Genomic DNA, 18,608 nt, shown 5'->3' on the forward strand with positions numbered 1-18,608 from the left:
GCAGGGGTCATGCCCACCCGCCCCGCTGTTACCCCGGTGCGCCGGGGCGGCGTCCGGGCTAGCCTGCGGGCCATGCGCCGACATTGATCCGCACCGCCCCCGCTGCCTCCCGCGGCCAGGCCGCTCGCCCGCCTGGCCATCGGCTGGGCAGCGCTCTCCGAGTGGGTGCCGCTGTACCCGCTGTACGCCCTGCTCTTCCTCGACGCCGGGGTCTCCGCCGCCCAGCTCTCCCTTCTGTTCGGCCTCTGGTCGGTCACCGCCCTGCTGGCCGAGGTGCCGGCCGGGCTGCTCGCCGACCGGTGGTCCCGCCGCGGTGTGCTGGCCCTCTCGGGCGTGCTGCAGGCCGCGGCCTTCGGCGTGTGGGTGGGAGCTCCCTCGACCGGCGCGTTCGCCGCCGGCTTCGTCCTGTGGGGCCTCGCCGGCGCAGGCACGTCGGGCGCGGCGGAGGCCCTGGTGCACGACGGGCTCGCCGAGGTCGGCGCCGCGGGGTGCTTCGCCCGGGTCAACGCCGCCATGACCGCTGCCGAGCTGCTGGTCCAGGTGCCGACGGCGCTGGCGGCCACCGCCCTCTACACCGCCGGCGGCTTCCCGCTGGTCGGCTGGGTCAGCGCCGCCGGCTGCCTGGGCGCCGCCGCGCTCGCGCTCCGGTTCCCCGAGGCGGCGGCGCCCGGCGCCGGGGCCGAGGAGGAGCCGGCCGCCGGCCCGGGCGTCGCGCTGCGCCGCCCCGCGCTGCTCGCGGCCGTGGTGGCCGTCGCGCTGGTCGGCGGGCTGGACGGGATGGAGGAGTACTTCCCGGTGCTGGTGGCCGACCGGGGGGTGCCGGAGGTGGCGGTGCCCGGGTCGGTGCTCGTCGTCTCCCTCGCCGGGGCGTCCGGAGCCGCGCTCGGTGGCCGGCTGGTGCGGCCCCCGGGCCGGCTGCTGGCCGCGCTGCTCGCGGCGGCGGGAACCGGGGTGCTGCTCGCCGCGGCCGCGGGCGGGTTCCTCGTGGTCACCGTGCTGGCGGTGGCCTACGGCCTGTACCTAACCGTGCTCGTCGCCGCCGAGGCCGAGCTGCAGCGCCGGATCACCGGCCCGCACCGCGCGACGATCACCTCGGTCGCCGGCATGGGGGTCGAGCTCTCGTCGCTGCTGGTCTTCGCCGTGTGGGCGCTGGGCGGGCCGGCGGCCGTCGGGCTGCTGGTGCTCGCCGTCGTCCCGGTGGCGGCGACCGGCCTGCGGCGGCGGTGAGGTCAGCCCCGGGGCGGGGGAGCGTCGCCGGGTGGGCCGACCGGGTAGGCAGCCGACGCGGCGGCGGTGGCGGCCCGCAGCACCTCCTTGACCGGCAGCTCCCGGGCGCGGGCCAGCGCGGCGACGTCCTCGAACTCGACGCTGACGTTCACCCGCCGGCCTCCCGCGGAGGCGATCTTGACGCCCACCCGGCCGCCGAGCACGTCGACGGCCGCCTGCGTGCGGTCGAGCGCGACCTTGCCCACGGGGACCACCCGCAGCCCGATCGTGGAGGTGCTGGCGAAGACGGCGCCCTGCACCGCCGCGACCGCGTCGGGGCGGCAGAGCACCGACAGCGTGTGCGCCGGGCGGCCCTTCTTCATCACGATCGGCGTCAGCCAGGCGTCCGAGGCGCCGGCGGTCAGCAGCGCCTCCAGCACGCCGGGCCACAACCGGGGGTCGAGGTCGTCGACGTTGGCCTCGAGCACCACCGGCCCGGACGGTGCCGACTCGGCCGGTTCGCCGAGGACCAGCCGGACCACGTTGGGCAGCTGCTCCGGGTCGCGCCCGCCGGCGCCGGTGCCCACTCGCTGGACGCGGAGGGCGGGCAGCGTCGTCCACTCCTCCACCCGGGCGGCGAGCAACGCTGCCCCCGTGGGCGTGCACGTCTCCGCCGGCACCGGGCCGGCGTGCACCGGCACGCCGGTGAGCAGCTCCAGCACGGCCGGCCCCGGGATCGGCACCACGCCGTGCGCACCGCGCGCCGAGCCGCTGCCCAGGGCCACGGGGGACGCGGTGAGCCGGTCGAGCGCCAGGTGCTCCAGGCAGGCCACGACGCCGACGACGTCGGCCAGCGCGTCCAGCGCCCCGACCTCGTGGAAGTGGACCTCCTCGGCGGGCACGCGGTGCACCCGCCCCTCGGCGACGGCGAGCCGCTCGAACACCGCCAGCGCGCCGTCGCGGACCGGGGCCGGCAGGGCGGAGCCGCCCAGCAGCGCGCGGACGTCGGCCCAGGTGCGGTGGACGTCGGAGGGCGGGGCGTGCACGTGCACGCGGGTGGCGCCCAGCCCGTGCCGGGTGACCTGCTCGGTCTCCAGGCGGACGCGCTCGACCGGGAGCGCGGCGACCGCCCCGGCCGGGACGTCCAGGGGCACGCCGGCGTCCACCAGGGCGCCGAGCAGCATGTCGCCCGAGGCCCCGGCCGCGAGGTCCAGCCAGCCGATCACCGTGACATCGTCGTCCTCCGGACGACACCGCGGCCAGGTGCCGTCCCCCGGCCCGGGGTCACGCCCTCCTGGCGCCCCTCCGCGCCGTGCGCGCGGCGAAGATGCCCGCCGAGCAGCCGTCGTCGACCGCGGCGACGACCACCCCGGACCCGGCCGGGTGCAGCATCGTGACGAGCGCGCCCAGCCCGCCGAGCCCACCGGGGTGCGCGGCCGAGGTCGGCACCGCGACCACCGGTACGTCGGTGCGCGCGCCGATCGTCGCGGCCAGCCCGGGGTCCGCCCCGGCGACGACGACGAGGCAGTCGGTGCCCTCGGGGAGTGTCCCGTCCTCGATCAGGCGGACCTCGGTGCCGGTCACGCGGGCGGCGAAGGCGGCCTCGGCGGCGACGGCGGCGTCCGCACCGTCGGCGCACAGCACGGTGGTGCGGCCGGCCGGTTCCGGCAGCGGGCCGACGGCCGCGGCCCGCGCGGCGCCGTCCAGGGTGGTGCCGGACCCGTGCTCGGTGGCCAACGCCACCAGCGTCTCGGCGGCCGCGCGCAGGACCAGCACGGGCCGGTCGGGGGTCTCGCGGCGGGCGTCGCGGACCAGGGCGAGCACCTGCTCGGTGGTGCGGCCCGCGGCGCGGACCACCACCGGGCCGACCCCCGCGGCGGGGGGCGCCGGCGCGACGGGGGCCAGCAGCGGCTCGCCCGGGCGTGCGGTGGCCAGCGGGGGGTGCGCGCCGCCCAGCAGCGCGGCGAAGCCGGCCGCCTCCGCGCGGACGGCGGCGGCGGCGCGGGCGGCGTCGTCGGCGGGCGTGGCTCCCGCGGGCTCCGGCGGCGCGGCGCCGGGCGTCGTCTCCCCGGGCGTCGTCGCGTCCGGCGTCGTGGCCTCCGGGGCCGCGGCCTCCTGGGCGGCCGGCTCGGGCGCGCCGTCGGCGGCCCGCGTCTGGGTGACCGCGGAGAGCCGCACCACGCGGTCGCGGCCGCTGCGCTTGGCGTCGTACAGCACCCCGTCGGCCGCGGCGAACAGCGTCTTGCGGTCGTCGCCCCGGGTGGCCGAGGCGATGCCGGCGCTGATGGTCACCGGCAGGTCGAGGCCGAGGTCGGTCCACGGGTACCGGGCGACCGAGGCGCGGATGCGCTCCAGCGCCCGCTCGCCCTGCTCCGCCGTCGTCTCGGGCAGGAGGATGACGAACTCGTCACCCGCCCAGCGGCACACCTCGTCGGTGTCGCGCACCCCGGCGACCAGCAGCTCGCCGATGGTCCGCAGCACGGCGTCGCCGGCCGGGTGCCCGGCGGTGTCGTTGATCGCCTTGAAGTTGTCGACGTCGACCACGGCCAGCGCCGGGACGTCGCCGGCGGCCAGCAGCCCGTCCAGCCGCGCCTCGGCGTAGCGCCGGTTGGGCAGGTGGGTCAGCGGGTCCTCGTAGGCCTGCCGGCGCAGCTGCCCGGCGGCCCGCTCGGTCTCCAGCAGGCTCTTGCGCCGGCCGAACAGCTCCACCCAGCGGGTGCGCCGCTCGTCGACCCGGTCCAGCTCGTCGGCGAGGTAGGCCTGCAGGTAAGGGAGGGCGCGGCCGGCGTCGTCGAGGTCGGCGTGCAGCGTGCAGAGCTCCCGCAGGGCGGCCCGGCGCAGCCGCGGCAGGCCGTGCTCGGTGGCCAGGGTGAGGGCGGCGACCAGGTGCTCGTCGGCGGCCCGGCCCTCGCCCTGGCGGCGCAGCGCGCGGCCGAGGGCCAGCTGCGCCGAGGCCATGCGGTCCCGGTCGGCGGCGGCCGCGGAGAGCCGGATCGCGGCGCGCAGCGGCCCGGCCGCGGCGGCCTGCTCGCCCAGGCCCACCAGCGCCCACCCGTGCACGACCTGGGCGGGCACGACACCGGCGGAGTCCGGGGGCAGCTGCACCAGTGCCTGCTCGGCGAGCCCACGGGCCTCCGCGAAGTAGGGCGCGGCCGAATCGGGGGCGCCGTCGTCGAGGAGGCCTTCGCCGAGCTCGGCGCACAGCTCCCCGAGGCGGGTGGCTGCGACGGCGACGAGCACGTCGGCATCGGTCTCCTCCGCCCCGCTCGCGGCGACAGCCTGGGCGGCCTCGACCGCGCGTCGCTGGTAGTCCAGCGCCAGCGGCATCAGCTCCAGGTCGGCGAGGACGCCGGCCAGCGTGCCGAGCGTGTCGACCAGCAGCGGGCTGGGTGCCAACCCCGGGTCGAGGAGGCTCGCGGCCTCCACGGCCTCGTCCATCGCGGCGTCGATGCGCCGCGACAGCAGCTCGATGCGGGCGTGGCGGGCGAGCCCGGCGGCCCGCTGGAGGTCGTCGTCGGCGGCGTCGAACGCCGCCTTGGCCGAGCGGACCAGGGCGATGGCCAGCGCCGCGCGGGAGGCCGACTCCGACCGCGGGTCGGCGTCCGCGCAGTCGCCGTCGATCAGCCCGGCGACCCCGGCGTGCAGGTCGAGGGCGGACTCGGCGGGGGAGACGGGGTCGCCGACGAGGGTGAAGCCGGCGACGCGCAGCCGCCGCACCAGCAGCTCGGCGCGCAGCGTGTCGGCCCACGCGCGGCCGAGCGACGCCGGGGCGCCGTCGGGCGCGTCGGCGGCCGGTGCGGCCGCGACGTAGGGCGAGGTGTCCCGCTCGACCCCGGCGAGCAGCTGCTCGGCGTCGTCGAGCTGCCAGTTGCTCAGAGCGGCGGTCACCCGCTGGTGCAGGGCTCCCGGTGGCACGAGCGCACTGTGCATGTCGTCACCGACAGTGTCGAGGACGTCACGGGGAACGCGCCGTCCCTCGTCCGTCGTGTCCCTCCCGTCCCACACGCGCAGGGTCGTCACGCAGTCGCCCCGCGATCGGCCGGGGTGACGTCGGCCGGCCCGTGCGCGCGGACCCGGTTGCGCCCGAGCCGCTTGGCGGAGAAGAGGTGGAGGTCAGCGGTGTCGAAGAGCGCTCGCCAGCCGGCGACCGGGCTCGGCTGCCCGTCGGGGACCGCCGGCGCCGTCGCCACGCCGATGCTGACCGTCACCGGCCCCGAGAGCTGCAGGTCGCGCCAGTCGGCCTCGGCGACGGCCGACCGCAGCCGCTCCATGACGACCACGGCCTGCGCCTCGGTGGCGGTCGGCAGCACGACGAGGAACTCGTCCCCGGCCCAGCGGTACACCTCGTCGCCGGTGCGGCTGTGCTCCCGCAGCAGGTCGGCGACCCGGCGCAGCACGGCGTCGCCGTGGGTGTGCGAGGTGTCGTCGTTGACCTCCTTGAACCGGTCGACGTCGACGACGGCCAGGGACAGCGGCTCCTCGCCCAGCCGCAGCGCCCCCAGCCGGCGCTCCGCGCTGCGCCGGTTGCCCAGCCCGGTCAGCGGGTCCTCCAGCGCGTGCCGGCGGAGCACCGCCTCCTGCCGCTCGGCCTCGCGCAGCCGGCTGCGCCGGACGAACATCTCCGCCCACAGCTCGCGGCTGCGGGCGTGCGCCCGGCCGGTGTCGGCGCGGTAGGCCTCCAGCCAGTGCAGCGCCTCGGCCGGCCGGCCCAGGTCGGCGCTGCCCTGTCCGAGCTCCAGCAGGCTCTGCCGGTAGCGGCGTCGGTCACCGACGGCGGCGAACGCGCCCGAGGCGTCGACAAGCAGGGTGATCGCCTCCTCGCCCGCCGCCGGGTCCCGTCCGCCGGACCCGAGGGCGGCCAGCACGCGGGCGAGTGCCAGGTCGGTGTAGCCGCGCAGCCACAGGCCGCCGCCGTCGCGCTGCAGGGCCCGCCGCACGCGGCGCAGGGGCCCGAGAGCGGCGCCCGGGTCGCCGCTGCACATGAGCGCCCAGGCCTGCACCACGTCGAGCAGGTCGGCGTCGGCCTGCTCGGGAGACCAGTCCAGCTCGCGGGCGGCGGTCGCGCAGGCGATCGCCTCGGTGGCCAGCTCGGCGGCGCGCTCGGTGTCGCCGCGGCGGCGCATCGTCTGGGCGAGCTCGACGTGCTGGCGGGCGGTGAGCAGCAGCAGCCGGCCGCGGTCACCGACGTCGGGCAGCTCCGCGGCCACCTGGTGCCCGCGGACGGCGTGGTGGACGGCGAGCTCCTCGAGGTCCAGCCCGGAGAGCGTCATCGACAGCCAGCGGTGGGCCTGCAGCAGGGCGCGCGAGGGCGGCACGGCGGGCCCGTCGGTGAGCAGGCTGGCGTCGACGGCGAGCAGCAGGGCCGAGTCGAGGTGGTCGGCGGTCGCCTCGACGTGGGCGAGGTAGGCCATGAGCAGGGCCGTCTGCGACGACACCGGGCACTCGTCGAGCTGTTCGCGGGCCGCCGCGATCCGGACCTCAGCGCCGGCGGGGTCGTCGTCCACGAGCGCGCGGTGGGCGTCGAACGCGTGCCGCCAGGCGCGCCAGGCGGGGTCGGGGCTGCCGGCGAAGGCCTCGTCGACCTCGTCCAGGCGCGCCAGGAAGGGAGCGTGGTCCTCCCGGTCGCTGGCGTCGAGCAGTCGCCAGAGGGCGGTGTGCAGGGCGCCGGGAGCGACGCGGGCACGACCTGCGGTCACGCATCCCTCCCCTCCGCGGTGGGGCCCCGGAGGGCCGGTGCTGCCGGTTCCCGGTGCCCGTCCGGGCCGGGCGACCGCCTCGTCCCGTGCGCACTACCCTCGTCGGATGCCCGGGATGCCACCCAGTTCGTCTCCGACGCGATTCGCCTATCTGGGGCCCGAGGGTACCTTCGCCGAAGCGGCCCTGAGCAGGGCAATCGCCACCGCCGAGGGGCGTCGGGACCCCCACCCGAGCGTCGCCGCGGCCCTGGCCGCCGTCCGATCGGGTGACGCCGACGCCGCCCTCGTGCCGCTGGAGAACTCCGTCGAGGGGTCGGTGCCGGCGACCATGGACGGGCTGGCCGACGGCGCGCCGCTGGTGATCACCCGCGAGGTGTACCTGGAGGTCGCCTTCGTCCTCGCCGTCCGCCCGGGGACGGCGCTGTCCGCCGTCCGGTCGGTGGCCAGCCACCCGCACGCCCTCGCGCAGACCGGCGGGCGGCTGGCCGAGCTGCTGCCCGGCGTCCAGCCGCTGCCGACCAACTCCACGGCCGCGGCGGCCGCGGCGGTGGCCGCGGGCGAGGTGGACGCCGCCGTCTGCGCGGCGATCGCCGCCGAACGCTACGGCCTCGAGCAACTGGTCTCCGACGTCGCCGACCACCCCGGTGCGGTCACCCGGTTCGTGCTGGTGGAGCCGCCCGCCCCGCCCGCCGCGCCGACCGGCAACGACAAGACGTCGCTGGTCGCCGTGGTGGGCGACCGCACCGGTGCGCTGCTGGAGCTGCTGCGGGAGTTCGCCGTCCGCGACATCAACCTCACCCGCATCGAGTCGCGGCCCACCCGGCAGCGGCTGGGTGTCTACTCCTTCTCCCTCGACTGCGAGGGGCACGTGGGCGACCCGCGCGTGGGGGAGGCGCTGGCCGCGCTGCACCGGGTGTGCGAGGACGTCCGCTTCCTGGGGTCCTACCCGCGCGCGGACGGGCGGGAGAACCGCCCGGTGCAGCCGGAGTCGTCCGACGCCGCGTTCGCCGACGCCCGCGAGTGGCTGGCCCGGGTGCGCGCCGGCGACCTCTAGAAGGACCCCGTCCCCCTCACCGCTCGCAGGCTCGCGGCGAGCCTCCGGACGGGGCCGCCCGTCCCTCGCACCGCTCGCAGGCTCGCGGCGAGCCTCCGGACGGGGCCGCCCGTCCCTCGCACCGCTCGCAGGCTCGCGGCGAGCCTCCGGACGGGGCCGTCACCGCGCGCGGGTGCGGAGCTCCTCGACGATCCGCCGGGTGACCGGGACGTCGACGCCGTGCCGGTCGGCCGCCCGGAGCACCGCCCCGCCGATGGCCTCCAGCTCGGTCGGGTTGCCCGCCTCGGCGTCGCGCTGCATCGACGAGCGCATGCCGTCGGGCAGCGACCAGGCGAACTCGCGGGTGGCGGCGGCGTCGGAGGCGGCGCCCTCGGCCCGCGCCACCGCGGCGACCTCGCCGATGACCGCGGCGAGCTCCTCGCCGTGCTGGTCGCGCACGGTGCCGAGAGGGGCCGCGGCCTGGGTGGTCAGCAGCGCCATGGGGGCGAGGAAGCAGAGCTTGTCCCACAGCAGGCCGGCCTCGTCCGGTCGAACCGTGACGTCGACCCCGGCGGCGGTCAGCGCGTCGGCCAGCGGCTCGGCGCCCGGCGCCAGCTGGACGGCGCACAGCTCGCCGTCGTGCCGCACCACGCCGGGCGCCGGGCGGTCGGCGAAGACGCGGATCGTGCCGGCGACCACCCGCGCCGCCGGGTAGCGCTCGCGCAGCGCCGCCAGGTGCTCGACGCCGTTGAGCAGCGGCACCACGACGGCGCCGCCCAGCACGTCGGCGGGCACGCGGCCGAGCGCCTCCTCCAGCTGGGTGGCCTTCGTCGTCACCAGCAGGACGTCGACCGGGCCGTCCAGCCGCTCGGCGCCGCGCACCCGCGCCGTCAGCTCGCCGAAGCGGTCGCTGGTCACCCGCACGCCGTGCTCGTCGAGGTGTGCCGCGGTCCCCGGCCGGGCCAGGCAGGTGACGGCGTGCCGCTGGCGCGCCAGCAGAGCGGCGAGCAGCCCGCCGACGCCACCTGGTCCCAGCACGGCCACGCGCAACGGATCCATGACGCCATCCTCGCGCTACGTCAGCGGCCCCGCTGCAGGGTCCCGCCGCGAGCTCGCGAGTGGTGGGGGGCAGCGGGGTCCTTTCTGCGCTCCAGCCCGCGCTCCTCCGTGGGCGCGGCCGGCTCGGTGGGCCCCTGCGCCAGCCGGCCCGGCCACCAGACCTTGTCGCCGATCAGGTGCACGGCCGAGGGCACGAGCAGGGTCCGGACGACGAAGGTGTCGAGCAGGACGCCGAAGCCGACGAGGAACCCGAGCTGGATGAGGATGACCAGCGGCAGCACGGTCAGCGCCCCGAAGGTGGCCGCGAGCACCAGCCCGGCGCTGGTGATCACCCCGCCGGTGACCGCCAGCGACCGCAGGACGCCGGCCCGCGCCCCGTGCCGAGTCGACTCCTCCCGGGCCCGGGTCATGAGGAAGATGTTGTAGTCGATCCCCAAGGCCACGAGGAAGACGAACCCGATGAGCAGCACCTGCGGATCGCTGCCCGGGAAGTCGAAGAGGTGCTCGAAGACCAGCGCGGCGACGCCGACGGTCGCGGCGGTGCTCAGCGCGGTCGTGCCCACCAGCAGCAGCGGCGCCACGACCGCCCGCAGCAGCATCGCGAGCACGACGGTGATCACCAGCAGGACCAGCGGCACGATCACTGCGAGGTCGCGGGCGGCGGTCTGCTGGGTGTCCAGGTCCTGGGCGGTCGAGCCGCCGACGAGGGCGTCGGGGTCGACGTCGAGCACCGCCGCCCGCAGGTCGGCCACGGTGCTCTGCGCGGCCTCGCTGTCCGGGGCGTCGGCCAGCGTGGCGTCGATGCGGACCAGTCCGTCCGCCACGACCGGCTCGGCGTTCCCCGCTCCGGGCGGGCCCCCACCGGTGAAGGGCGCCACCCCGGCGACGCCGTCGACCTGCGACGCGGCGTCGGCGACGTCCTGCCATCCGTCGGCGGGGGTGATGACCACCGCGGGGCTGACGCCACCGGCCTCGTAGTGCCGGGCCAGCGCCTCCTGCCCCGCGCCGGACTCCGAGCCACCACGCACCGCCTCCGACAGGGGGATGCCGTCGGCGTCGAAGGTGGGGAGGAAGAGCGCCATGACCACTAGGAGGGCGCCGCTGCCGAGCAGGTACCGGCCCGGACGGCGCCCGACCGAGGCCGACACCCGCTCCCAGCCCTTCCCGTGCGCGTGCTCCTCGCCGTACTTCGGGCGGAACGGCCAGAACGCCGCGCGGCCGAAGAGGACCAGCACCGCGGGCAGGAAGGTGAGCGCGGCGAGCATGGCGAAGGCGATGCAGACTGCGGAGATCGGGCCGAGCGCGCGGTTGGAGCCGAGGTCGGAGAAGAGCAGGCAGAGGACGCCGAGGATCACCGTCCCGCCGGAGGCGAGGATCGGCTCCCACGACTGCCGGAGCGCCACCTTCATCGCGGCGACGGGGGACCGCTCGCGGCGCAGCTCCTCCCGGTAGCGGGCGACCAGCAGCAGGCCGTAGTCGGTGGCCGCGCCGACGACCAGGATCGAGGCGATGCCCTGGCTCTGGCCGTTGACCGTGATCCAGCCCCGGTCGGCCAGGAAGTAGGCGACGGCGAGGGAGACGACCAGCGCGAGGCCGGCGGTGCCGATGACCAGCAGCGGCAGCAGCGGGCTGCGGTAGACGACCAACAGGATGAGCAGGACGACGCCGAACGCGGCGAGCAGCAGCAGGCCGTCGATGCCGGAGAAGCCCTCGGCGAAGTCGGAGAAGATCGCGCCCGGGCCGGTGACGTACGCCGTGGTGCCGTCGATGCCCGGCAGATCGCGCAGGTCGGCAATGACCTGCCCCAGCGCGTCGCCCAGGTCCGGGTCGAACGGCAGCACCGCCTGCACCGCTTCGCCGTCCTCCGACGGGATCGGCGGCGACGGCTCGCCGGCCAGCGCGCCGGCGTCCTCGGCGAGGGCGGCCGCCTCCTCGACCCGCTCCTGCGCCTCGGTCAGCGCGGCGGGGTCGAGCGCGCCGTCCTCGCTCTCCCAGAGCAGGATCACCGGCAGCGTGCGCTCGGTGCGGAACCGCTGCTGCAGCTCGGTCACCCGGGTGGACTCGGCGCTGTCGGGGAGGAAGGCGGCGGAGTCGTTCTCCGAGACCTCCCCGAGCTTGCCGTTGAACGAGCCGAGGGGTCCGGCCAGCCCGAGCCACAGCAGGGCGACGACGGCAGGCAGGATCCAGCGGAGGACGGGGGTGCGGCGCGGCATCGCATTTCCTTGATGGTCGATCATCTCGGTGATCGAGAGATTAGGGCGGTCTCGTGCCGCGCGCGAACGGAGGTGTGGTGGCCGAGGTCGATCCCGCGCGGCAGGAGCTGGCGCTGCTCCTCCGCCGGCTGACCGTGGAGCTGGATGCGGTCGGGCAGCGGTTCGCCGGGTTGCACGGGCTGGGGCGCACCGACGTCCGGGCGCTGGTGGCGGTGATGGACGCCGCCCGCCGCGGTGAGGCGCTCACCGCGGGCCGGCTCGGCGCGGCTGTGGAGCTGAGCTCGGCGTCGGTGACCGCGCTGGTCGACCGGCTGGAGCGCGCCGGCCACCTGCGCCGGGTGCGGGACGACGCCGATCGCCGCCGGGTGACGCTGGAGATGTCATCGGAGGCGATGGCCGCCGGGGCGGAATTCTTCGGCGGGCTGCAGCGGGACCTGCTGGCGGCGATGGAGGGCTACTCCGACGCCGAGCTCGCCGTCGTCCACCGGTTCCTGACCGACATGACCGGGGTGATCGAGCAGCACGCCCGCACCCCGGAGCCCGATCCACCCGCCTGAGCCGCGGGCGCGGAGGGGCCGATCAGGCGGTCGGGGTGACCGAGCCCCGGCGGGCGACCAGCGGGATGCCGACGAGGGCCGCCAGTGCTGCGGCGACCAGCGCGTAGAAGGCGCCGATCGTCGGCTCGATGGGGACGGCGAGCAGCAGCGCCGTGGCCAGCAGCACCGTGTTCAGCGCGACGAGGACGGCGTACGCCACCCGGCTGCTCCCCGCCGCCAGGACGCCCAGGACCGCGAGCGCGACGAGCCAGCCGCCCGGGACGGTCCCCGGGTCACCCGGCTGCGCGGCGAGGACCGCCGAGGCGGCGACGAACAGTGCCCAGACGCCGACGGCGAGGGCCTGCGGCCGCACGCTGTTGATCATGCGAGCATGATGGCGGGCCACCGCACCGGTGGCAAGCCGCGCCCGTCAGAGGTAGAGGCCGGTGCTCTCTTCGATGCGCTCGGCGGCGACGGCGTGCACGTCGCGCTCGCGCAGGATGATCAGGTCCTCGCCGTGCACCTCGACCTCGTGCTGGTCCTCGGGGGAGAAGAGCACCTGGTCGCCGATCTTGACCTGGCGCACGCTCGGGCCGACGCCCTTGGCCTCGCCCCACACCAGCCGCTTGGCGACCTGCGCGGTGGCCGGGATGAGGATGCCGCCGGTGGAGCGCCGCTCGCCGTCCTCCCGGCGCAGCGACACCAGGATGCGGTCGTGCAGCATCTTGATCGGCAACCGGCCGGCGCTGTTCTCGGGCACGTCGTCCCACGCTACTAGGGCCCTCGGAGCGGCCGAGTGCTGACTTGTGGTCGGTCTGCCCGGCGTGTCCGCCCGTGTCGGCGGCAACGACTGCGCACTCGGGTGGTCGGTGCCGCACCGACCACCCGGCGCTTCGTGCACGAGACGCCGGGGTCAACCCCAGCCGAGCTCGTGGAGGCGGTCTTCCTCGATGCCGAAGTGGTGCGCGATCTCGTGCACGACGGTGATCGTGACCTCCTCGACGACCTCGTCCTCGGTCTCGCAGATGTCGCAGATCGCCTCGCGGTAGATCATGATCCGGTCCGGCAGCGAGCCGCCGTAGTCCCAGCCGCGCTCGGTCAGCGCGTACCCCTCGTAGAGCCCGAGCAGCTCGGGCTCGTCGGCGTTGCGGTCCTCCACCAGGACGACGACGTTGTCCAGCAGCCCCATCAGCTCGGGCGGCACCTGGTCGAGGGCGTCGGCGACCAGCTCCTCGAAGACTGGGAGCGGGAGCGCCTTCACCAGGACGTCGGCAGCGGCCGGCCCTCCTCGTAGCCGGCCGAGCTCTGCACCCCCAGCACCGCCCGCTCGTGCAGCTCGTCCACGGTCCGCGCGCCCGCGTAGGTGCACGACGACCGCACGCCCGCGACGATCTGGTCGATCAGGTCCTCCACGCCGGGGCGCTGCGGGTCCAGGTACATCCGGGACGACGAGATGCCCTCCTCGAACAGGCCGGCCCGCGCCCGCTCGAAGCCGCTCTGCGTCGCCGTCCGCGCCTTGACAGCCCGCGCCGACGCCATGCCGAAGCTGTCCTTGTAGAGCCGGCCCGAGCCGTCGTCGTGGATGTCGCCGGCCGACTCGTACGTGCCGGCGAACCAGGAGCCCACCATCACGTTCGCCGCGCCCGCGGCCAGCGCCAGGGCGATGTCGCGGGGGTGCCGCACGCCGCCGTCGGCCCACACGTGCTTGCCCAGCGAACGGGCCTCCGCGGCGCACTCCTCGACGGCGGAGAACTGCGGCCGCCCGACGCCGGTCATCATCCGGGTGGTGCACATCGCGCCCGGGCCCACGCCGACCTTGACGACGTCGGCGCCGGCCTCGATCAGGTCGCGCGTGCCCTGCGCCGTCACCACGTTGCCGGCGACCACCGGCACGGAGCCGGCCACCGAGCGCGCCGCGCGGACCGCCTCGATCGCCTTCTCCTGGTGCCCGTGCGCCGTGTCGACCACCAGCACGTCCACCCCGGCGGCGAGCAAGGCCGCGGCCTTGCCCGCGACGTCGCCGTTGATGCCCACGGCGGCCGAGGTGAGCAGGTGGCCCTCGGCGTTCACCGCCGGCGTGTAGATCGCCGAGCGCAGCGCGCCCTTCTTCGTGATGACGCCGACCAGCCGGTCACCCTCCACCACGGGGGCGGCGCTCACGCGCTCACCGGAGAGCACGTCGAAGATCTTCGGCAGGTCGGTGCCGGCGGGGATGGTGAGCGGCTCGCGGGTCATCACCTCGGCGAGCTGGGTGAACCGGTCGACGCCCTGGCACTGGCCATCGGTGACGACGCCGACGGGGGAGCCGCCCTCGACCACCACGACGATCCCGTGCGCGCGCTTGGTGAGCAGCGACAGCGCCTCGCCTACGGTGGAGGTGGGGGCGAGGGTGATCGGGGTGTCGTAGATCGGGTGCCGGGTCTTCACCCAGGAGACGACCTCGGTGACGACGTCGACCGGGATGTCCTGCGGCAGCACCGCCAACCCGCCCCGGCGGGCGGTGGTCTCGGCCATCCGCCGTCCCGAGATCGCGGTCATGTTGGCGACGACGATCGGGATGGTCGTGCCCACGCGGTCCGGCGTGGTCAGGTCGACCTCGAGCCGCGAGCCGACCGTCGAGTGGTTGGGCACCATGAAGACGTCGGAGTAGGTGAGGTCGTGCGAGGGCCGCTGCAGGAAGCGCATTGCCCCAGTGTCCCGTACCTCGCCGGACCGTGACGACCGCGCCGAACCATGCGAACTCGTGGCCATCAGCGGCTGATCGCCACGACATCGCACGGTTCGGCGGGCCACCGCGCTCTGGTGGCCACGTCGTCGGAAGCCCTCCGGGCTCCGTGCCGCCGTCGGCCCCTCGCAGGGCGGCTCACCTACTGTTGTCCCGTGATCGACCTGCGACTCGTGCGTGAGCACCCCGACGTCGTCCGTGCCAGCCAGCGTGCGCGGGGCGCCGACGAGTCCCTGGTCGACCGGCTGCTCGCCGCCGACGCCGCCCGCCGCGACGCGGTGAAGCGGGCCGACGACCTGCGCGCCGAGCAGAAGAGCGCTTCCCAGGCGGTGAAGAAGGCGAGCCCCGAGGAGCGCCCGGCCGTCCTGGAGCGGGCCAAGGCGCTGGCCGCCGAGGTCAAGGAGGCAGAGGAGCAGCAGCGCGCCGCCGACGCCGCGCTGCGCGAGGTCCACCTGCGCATCCCCAACGTGGTCGCCGACGACGTCCCGCCCGGCGGTGAGGACGACGCGGTCACCCTGCGCACCGTCGGCGAGGTGCCCACCTACGACTTCGAGGTGCGCGACCACATCGAGATCGGCGAGGCCCTCGGCGCCATCGACATGGAGCGCGGCGCCAAGGTCTCCGGCTCCCGCTTCTACTTCCTCACCGGCCCCGGCGCGCTGCTGGAGTTCGCGCTGGCCCAGCTGGCGATCAGCCGGGCGGTGGCGGCCGGGTTCACCCCGGTGGTCGCCCCGGCCCTGGTCAAGCCGAGCGCCATGGAGGGCACCGGCTTCCTCGGCGAGCACGACGAGGAGGTGTACCGCATCGAGCGCGACGACCTGTACCTCGTCGGCACCTCCGAGGTGGCGCTGGCCGGCATGCACGCCGGTGAGGTGCTCGACCTCGCGCAGGGCCCGAAGCGCTACGCCGGGTGGTCCTCCTGCTTCCGCCGCGAGGCAGGCTCCTACGGCAAGGACACCCGCGGCATCATCCGGGTGCACTGGTTCGACAAGGTCGAGATGTTCAGCTTCTGCCGGCCGGAGGACGCCGCCGCCGAGCACCTGCGGCTGCTCGCGTGGGAGGAGGAGTTCCTCCAGGCCCTGGAGCTGCCCTACCGCGTCGTCGACATCGCCGCCGGCGACCTGGGCACCAGCGCCACGCGCAAGTACGACATCGAGGCGTGGTTCCCCACCCAGGGCACGTACCGGGAGCTCACCAGCACCTCGGACTGCACCACCTTCCAGGCCCGCCGGCTGACCATCCGGTACCGGGACGAGGACGGGAAGAACCAGACCGCGGCCACGCTGAACGGCACGCTCTGCGCCATCGCCCGCACCATCGCCTGCCTGCTCGAGGTGCACCAGCGGGCCGACGGCTCGGTGCACGTGCCGGTGGCGCTGCGGCCGTGGCTGGGGGGCGTCGAGGCGCTGACCCCCGGCATGACCCTGGCGGTCCCCGTCCCGCCGCCCGCGGCATGAGCGATTCCGCGCCGAAGGCTCTGCAGGCCTACGGCGTCCTGCCCGGCGCCGACCAGGTCGTGGAGCTCGGTGACCTCGGCCCGTGGCGGCCCAAGCTGGTCGCCACCGACCTCGACGGCACCCTCCTCGACGACGCCGGCGAGGTCAGCCCGCGCACCCGGGCGGCGGTGACCGCCTGCTGGGACGCCGGCATCCCGGTGGTCGGCGTCACCGGCCGCGGCCCCCGGCTGCTGGAGAGCGTGCGCGTCGCCCTCGGTGGGCGCGGAATCGCGGTGCTGGCGCAGGGCGGTTTCGTCGTCGACCTGGAACGCGACGAGGTGCTGCGCACAGTCGCCCTTCCGCGGAGCCAGGCGGCCGCGGTCATCGAGCGGATCGAGTCGGTGGCCGGGGACCTCGTGCTGGCGGTGGAGGACGCCGCTCATCAGGGCGAGGCGCGCGGCGCGTTGCGGGTGCAGCACGGCTTCGACTGGCCCTACCCCGAGGACGCCGAGCTCGTGGCCAAGGACGAGGTGCTGCCGGCCGAGGCCGTGCTCAAGGTCTTCCTGCGCTCGCCCACGATCGGCCAGGACGAGCTGCTCGCGCTCGCCCGCTCCGTCGTCGACCCGGCCGACGCCGAGCTGACCCACGCCGGCCTCGGGTTCATCGAGGTGCTGCCGCCGGGGATCACCAAGGCCACCGGCCTGGCCGTCGCCCTCGAGCGCTTCGGCGTCGACCTCGCCGACGTCCTCGTGTTCGGCGACATGCCCAACGACCTGCCGATGCTGACCGCGGTCGCCGAGGCCGGGGGCCGGGCCGTCGCCGTCGCCAACGCGCACCCGGCGGTTCGTGCCGTCACCACCCACGTGACCAGCGGCCACCGCGCCGACGGGGTCGCCCGGTACCTGGAGGCGGTGCTCGATGGCTGACTGGCGTCCCCGCCTGATCGCCAGCGACATGGACGGCACGCTCCTGCGCTGGGACGACACGGTCAGCGAGGCGACCGTCGCCGAGCTGGAGCGCTGGCGGGCCGACGGCGTCCCGGTGGTGCTGGCCACCGGCCGCCCGCCGCGGTGGATGCGCCGGATCCGCGAGGTGCTCGGCTACGGGACGGCGGTGTGCTGCAACGGCGCCGTGCTCCTGGACCTGGAGAGCTTCGAGATCCTCCACGAGGAGCCGGTGCACCCCGACGTCCTCCGGTCGGTCACGGCCGAGCTGCGCCGGCGGCAGCCGGACACCTGGTTCGCGGTCGAGTACGGGCTGGAGTTCCGCCACGAGCCGATCTACAAGCCACGGTGGGACGTCGACGCGCCGGGGGTCGCCGAGGCGACGCTGGAGGAGATGCTGGAGCAACCGGTCGCCAAGCTCCTGGCCCGCCACGAGAAGCTGCCGCGCGACGAGTTCGTGGCCCTGGTGGAGGAGGTCATCGGCGGGCGGGCGACGGTCACGTGCTCGTCGACGGATGCCCTCGCGGAGATCTCCGCGACCGGGGTGACGAAGGCGTCGGGCCTGGCCACGGTCGCCGCCCGGCACGGGATCGGCCCCGAGGACGTCGTCGTCTTCGGCGACATGCCCAACGACATCGCCGCCTTCGAGTGGGTGCGCGACGGCGGCGGCCGGGCGGTCGCGATGTCGCATGCGCACCCCGACCTGCTCGCCGTCGCCACCGACGTCACGGGGACCAACGAGGAGGACGGCGTCGCCACCTTCCTGAGGTCGCTCTAGCCGTTCGTGCTCCGCTGGAGTGACTCCAGCCTTGGGTCGGCTCAATCCGGCGCGCGATCTGCCGAAAACCCGGGAAGTCGACCGCCGGTGGAGCGGTTCTGTCCCTCGGGAGGCTCGGCATGGACGCCGCTGTCGCACCAACGGCTCAGCACGGTTCCGACCACGCGGCGGAGGGAGGGCGCGGGCTGTTCCGCCGGGTCGGTCTGCAGGGCCGGCTCCTGCTGGCGATCCTGCTCGTCGCCCTGACCACCCTGGCGGTCGGCGTCATCGGGGCCTCCCGCATGGCGGTGCTCAGCGACCAGGCCGAGCAGATCTACCACGACGGCACGGTGCCGCTGGACGAGATCCGGCTGCTGCAGTCGGCCTGGTGGGAGTACCAGGCGAACTCGGCGCGCACCACGATCCCCGGGCTGCAGCCGGAGGCGGTCGCCCAGTACCAGGCCCGCGCCACCGAGGTGCAGGCCCGGATCCAGGAGCTGACCGGCCTCGTCGACGGTGAGCCGCTGGGTGCCGCGTCGCGCGCGGCCTTCGAGCGCTTCGAGCCCGCGATGACCGACTACTTCACCACGCTCGGCGAGATCATCGCTGCCCTCGAGAGCGGTGACCCGGCCCAGCTGGCGCAGCTGGAGACCGCCGGCGCCGAGCTCGACGCCGCCGAGATCGAGGCGATCGCCGCCCTCACCGAGGCCGCCGACGCGCAGTCGGAGTTCGCCGACGCCATCGCGGAGGACGCGAGGAACGCCGCCGAGGCGGCGCGCACGCTGACGTTCCTCGTCATCGGGATCGGCCTCGTCGTGTCGGTCGGGCTGGCCGTTCTGGTGGCCCGCAGCATCAACCGCCCGGTGCAGCGGATCAGCGAGGTGCTCGACCGGGTGGCCGACGGCGACCTCAGCGTCCGGGTGGGCCCGACCGGCGGCGCCGAGCTGGCCCGCGTCTCGGCCTCGGTCGACCGGACCCTCGACTCGATCGGCGGGGTGCTGCG

Annotated in this window: 16 protein-coding genes; 7 read left to right on the forward strand and 9 right to left on the reverse strand. The window is 75.8% G+C overall.

The annotated features are described in order from the left end of the window. The first annotated feature begins 165 nt into the window (after positions 1 to 165). Positions 166 to 1,227 carry an MFS transporter gene (locus tag ACI79K_RS19135; RefSeq protein ID WP_456600504.1) on the forward strand — a complete coding sequence of 354 codons (1,062 nt, stop codon included), beginning with the start codon at positions 166 to 168 and terminating at the stop codon, positions 1,225 to 1,227. Between the two features lie 2 nt (positions 1,228 to 1,229). Here ACI79K_RS19135 and larC read toward each other — a convergent pair whose 3' ends face one another. The 3 genes from larC to ACI79K_RS19150 form a co-directional block, all read right to left on the reverse strand. Then, positions 1,230 to 2,432 (reverse strand): nickel pincer cofactor biosynthesis protein LarC, encoded by a 1,203-nt coding sequence (gene larC / locus ACI79K_RS19140; RefSeq protein WP_456600505.1) that lies wholly within the window; start codon positions 2,430 to 2,432, stop codon positions 1,230 to 1,232. 58 nt (positions 2,433 to 2,490) lie between these two features. Continuing rightward, positions 2,491 to 5,121 carry a diguanylate cyclase domain-containing protein gene (locus ACI79K_RS19145; protein WP_456600506.1) on the reverse strand — a complete coding sequence of 877 codons (2,631 nt, stop codon included), beginning with the start codon at positions 5,119 to 5,121 and terminating at the stop codon, positions 2,491 to 2,493. Positions 5,122 to 5,222: 101 nt separating this feature from the next. Continuing rightward, complete coding sequence (locus ACI79K_RS19150; protein WP_456600507.1) at positions 5,223 to 6,902, reverse strand: diguanylate cyclase; 1,680 nt, start codon at positions 6,900 to 6,902, stop codon at positions 5,223 to 5,225. 106 nt (positions 6,903 to 7,008) lie between these two features. On the opposite strand from ACI79K_RS19150, the gene pheA reads away from it, so the two are divergent. Then, positions 7,009 to 7,956, forward strand: a complete 948-nt coding sequence (gene pheA / locus ACI79K_RS19155) for a prephenate dehydratase (RefSeq protein WP_456597358.1) — start codon at positions 7,009 to 7,011, stop codon at positions 7,954 to 7,956. Between the two features lie 159 nt (positions 7,957 to 8,115). On the opposite strand, the gene ACI79K_RS19160 is transcribed toward pheA, so the two are convergent. Both ACI79K_RS19160 and ACI79K_RS19165 read right to left on the reverse strand, forming a co-directional pair. Then, positions 8,116 to 8,994: a ketopantoate reductase family protein gene (locus tag ACI79K_RS19160; RefSeq protein ID WP_456597357.1), complete on the reverse strand. Its 879-nt coding sequence runs from the start codon at positions 8,992 to 8,994 to the stop codon at positions 8,116 to 8,118. Between the two features lie 20 nt (positions 8,995 to 9,014). After that, positions 9,015 to 11,207, reverse strand: coding sequence for an MMPL family transporter (locus ACI79K_RS19165; RefSeq protein WP_456600508.1), 2,193 nt, complete (start codon positions 11,205 to 11,207; stop codon positions 9,015 to 9,017). 77 nt (positions 11,208 to 11,284) lie between these two features. Here ACI79K_RS19165 and ACI79K_RS19170 point away from each other — a divergent pair, with 77 nt between their 5' ends. After that, positions 11,285 to 11,764 carry a MarR family winged helix-turn-helix transcriptional regulator gene (locus ACI79K_RS19170; protein WP_456600509.1) on the forward strand — a complete coding sequence of 160 codons (480 nt, stop codon included), beginning with the start codon at positions 11,285 to 11,287 and terminating at the stop codon, positions 11,762 to 11,764. Between the two features lie 22 nt (positions 11,765 to 11,786). On the opposite strand, the gene ACI79K_RS19175 is transcribed toward ACI79K_RS19170, so the two are convergent. The 4 genes from ACI79K_RS19175 to ACI79K_RS19190 all read right to left on the reverse strand — a co-directional run bounded on the left by ACI79K_RS19175 (position 11,787) and on the right by ACI79K_RS19190 (position 14,428). Then, entirely contained in the window at positions 11,787 to 12,128 is a 342-nt protein-coding gene (locus ACI79K_RS19175; protein WP_456600510.1) for a hypothetical protein, read from the reverse strand. A gap of 45 nt (positions 12,129 to 12,173) precedes the next feature. Then, the gene (locus ACI79K_RS19180) at positions 12,174 to 12,503 is read right to left on the reverse strand and encodes a GroES family chaperonin (RefSeq protein WP_456590298.1); all 330 of its coding nucleotides are present in this window, start codon (positions 12,501 to 12,503) and stop codon (positions 12,174 to 12,176) included. A gap of 153 nt (positions 12,504 to 12,656) precedes the next feature. Further along, positions 12,657 to 13,004 (reverse strand): metallopeptidase family protein, encoded by a 348-nt coding sequence (locus ACI79K_RS19185; protein ID WP_456600511.1) that lies wholly within the window; start codon positions 13,002 to 13,004, stop codon positions 12,657 to 12,659. Continuing rightward, complete coding sequence (locus ACI79K_RS19190) at positions 13,001 to 14,428, reverse strand: GuaB1 family IMP dehydrogenase-related protein (protein ID WP_456600512.1); 1,428 nt, start codon at positions 14,426 to 14,428, stop codon at positions 13,001 to 13,003. The genes ACI79K_RS19185 and ACI79K_RS19190 overlap by 4 nt, the downstream gene beginning before the upstream one ends. Before the next feature lie 195 nt (positions 14,429 to 14,623). Here ACI79K_RS19190 and serS point away from each other — a divergent pair, with 195 nt between their 5' ends. The 4 genes from serS to ACI79K_RS19210 form a co-directional block, all read left to right on the forward strand. Further along, positions 14,624 to 15,925 (forward strand): serine--tRNA ligase, encoded by a 1,302-nt coding sequence (gene serS / locus ACI79K_RS19195; RefSeq protein WP_456600513.1) that lies wholly within the window; start codon positions 14,624 to 14,626, stop codon positions 15,923 to 15,925. Next, entirely contained in the window at positions 15,922 to 16,830 is a 909-nt protein-coding gene (locus tag ACI79K_RS19200; protein WP_456597352.1) for an HAD family hydrolase, read from the forward strand. The genes serS and ACI79K_RS19200 overlap by 4 nt, the downstream gene beginning before the upstream one ends. After that, the gene (locus tag ACI79K_RS19205) at positions 16,823 to 17,626 is read left to right on the forward strand and encodes an HAD family hydrolase (protein WP_456590303.1); all 804 of its coding nucleotides are present in this window, start codon (positions 16,823 to 16,825) and stop codon (positions 17,624 to 17,626) included. Before ACI79K_RS19200 ends, ACI79K_RS19205 begins: the two co-directional genes overlap by 8 nt. 119 nt (positions 17,627 to 17,745) lie before the next feature. Next, positions 17,746 to 18,608 (forward strand): MCP four helix bundle domain-containing protein (locus ACI79K_RS19210; protein ID WP_456600514.1); only part of this gene is annotated, 863 nt, incomplete at its 3' end.

It is taken from the genome of Blastococcus sp. SYSU DS0616, assembly GCF_054051015.1.

Coding starts and splice junctions, on each gene's coding strand:
- pheA (WP_456597358.1), top strand. CDS start 7,009: ATGCCCGGGATGCCACCCAGTTCGTCTCCGACGCGATTCGCCTATCTG.
- ACI79K_RS19160 (WP_456597357.1), bottom strand. CDS start 8,994: ATGGATCCGTTGCGCGTGGCCGTGCTGGGACCAGGTGGCGTCGGCGGG.
- ACI79K_RS19165 (WP_456600508.1), bottom strand. CDS start 11,207: ATGCCGCGCCGCACCCCCGTCCTCCGCTGGATCCTGCCTGCCGTCGTC.
- ACI79K_RS19175 (WP_456600510.1), bottom strand. CDS start 12,128: ATGATCAACAGCGTGCGGCCGCAGGCCCTCGCCGTCGGCGTCTGGGCA.
- ACI79K_RS19190 (WP_456600512.1), bottom strand. CDS start 14,428: ATGCGCTTCCTGCAGCGGCCCTCGCACGACCTCACCTACTCCGACGTC.
- ACI79K_RS19200 (WP_456597352.1), top strand. CDS start 15,922: ATGAGCGATTCCGCGCCGAAGGCTCTGCAGGCCTACGGCGTCCTGCCC.
- ACI79K_RS19205 (WP_456590303.1), top strand. CDS start 16,823: ATGGCTGACTGGCGTCCCCGCCTGATCGCCAGCGACATGGACGGCACG.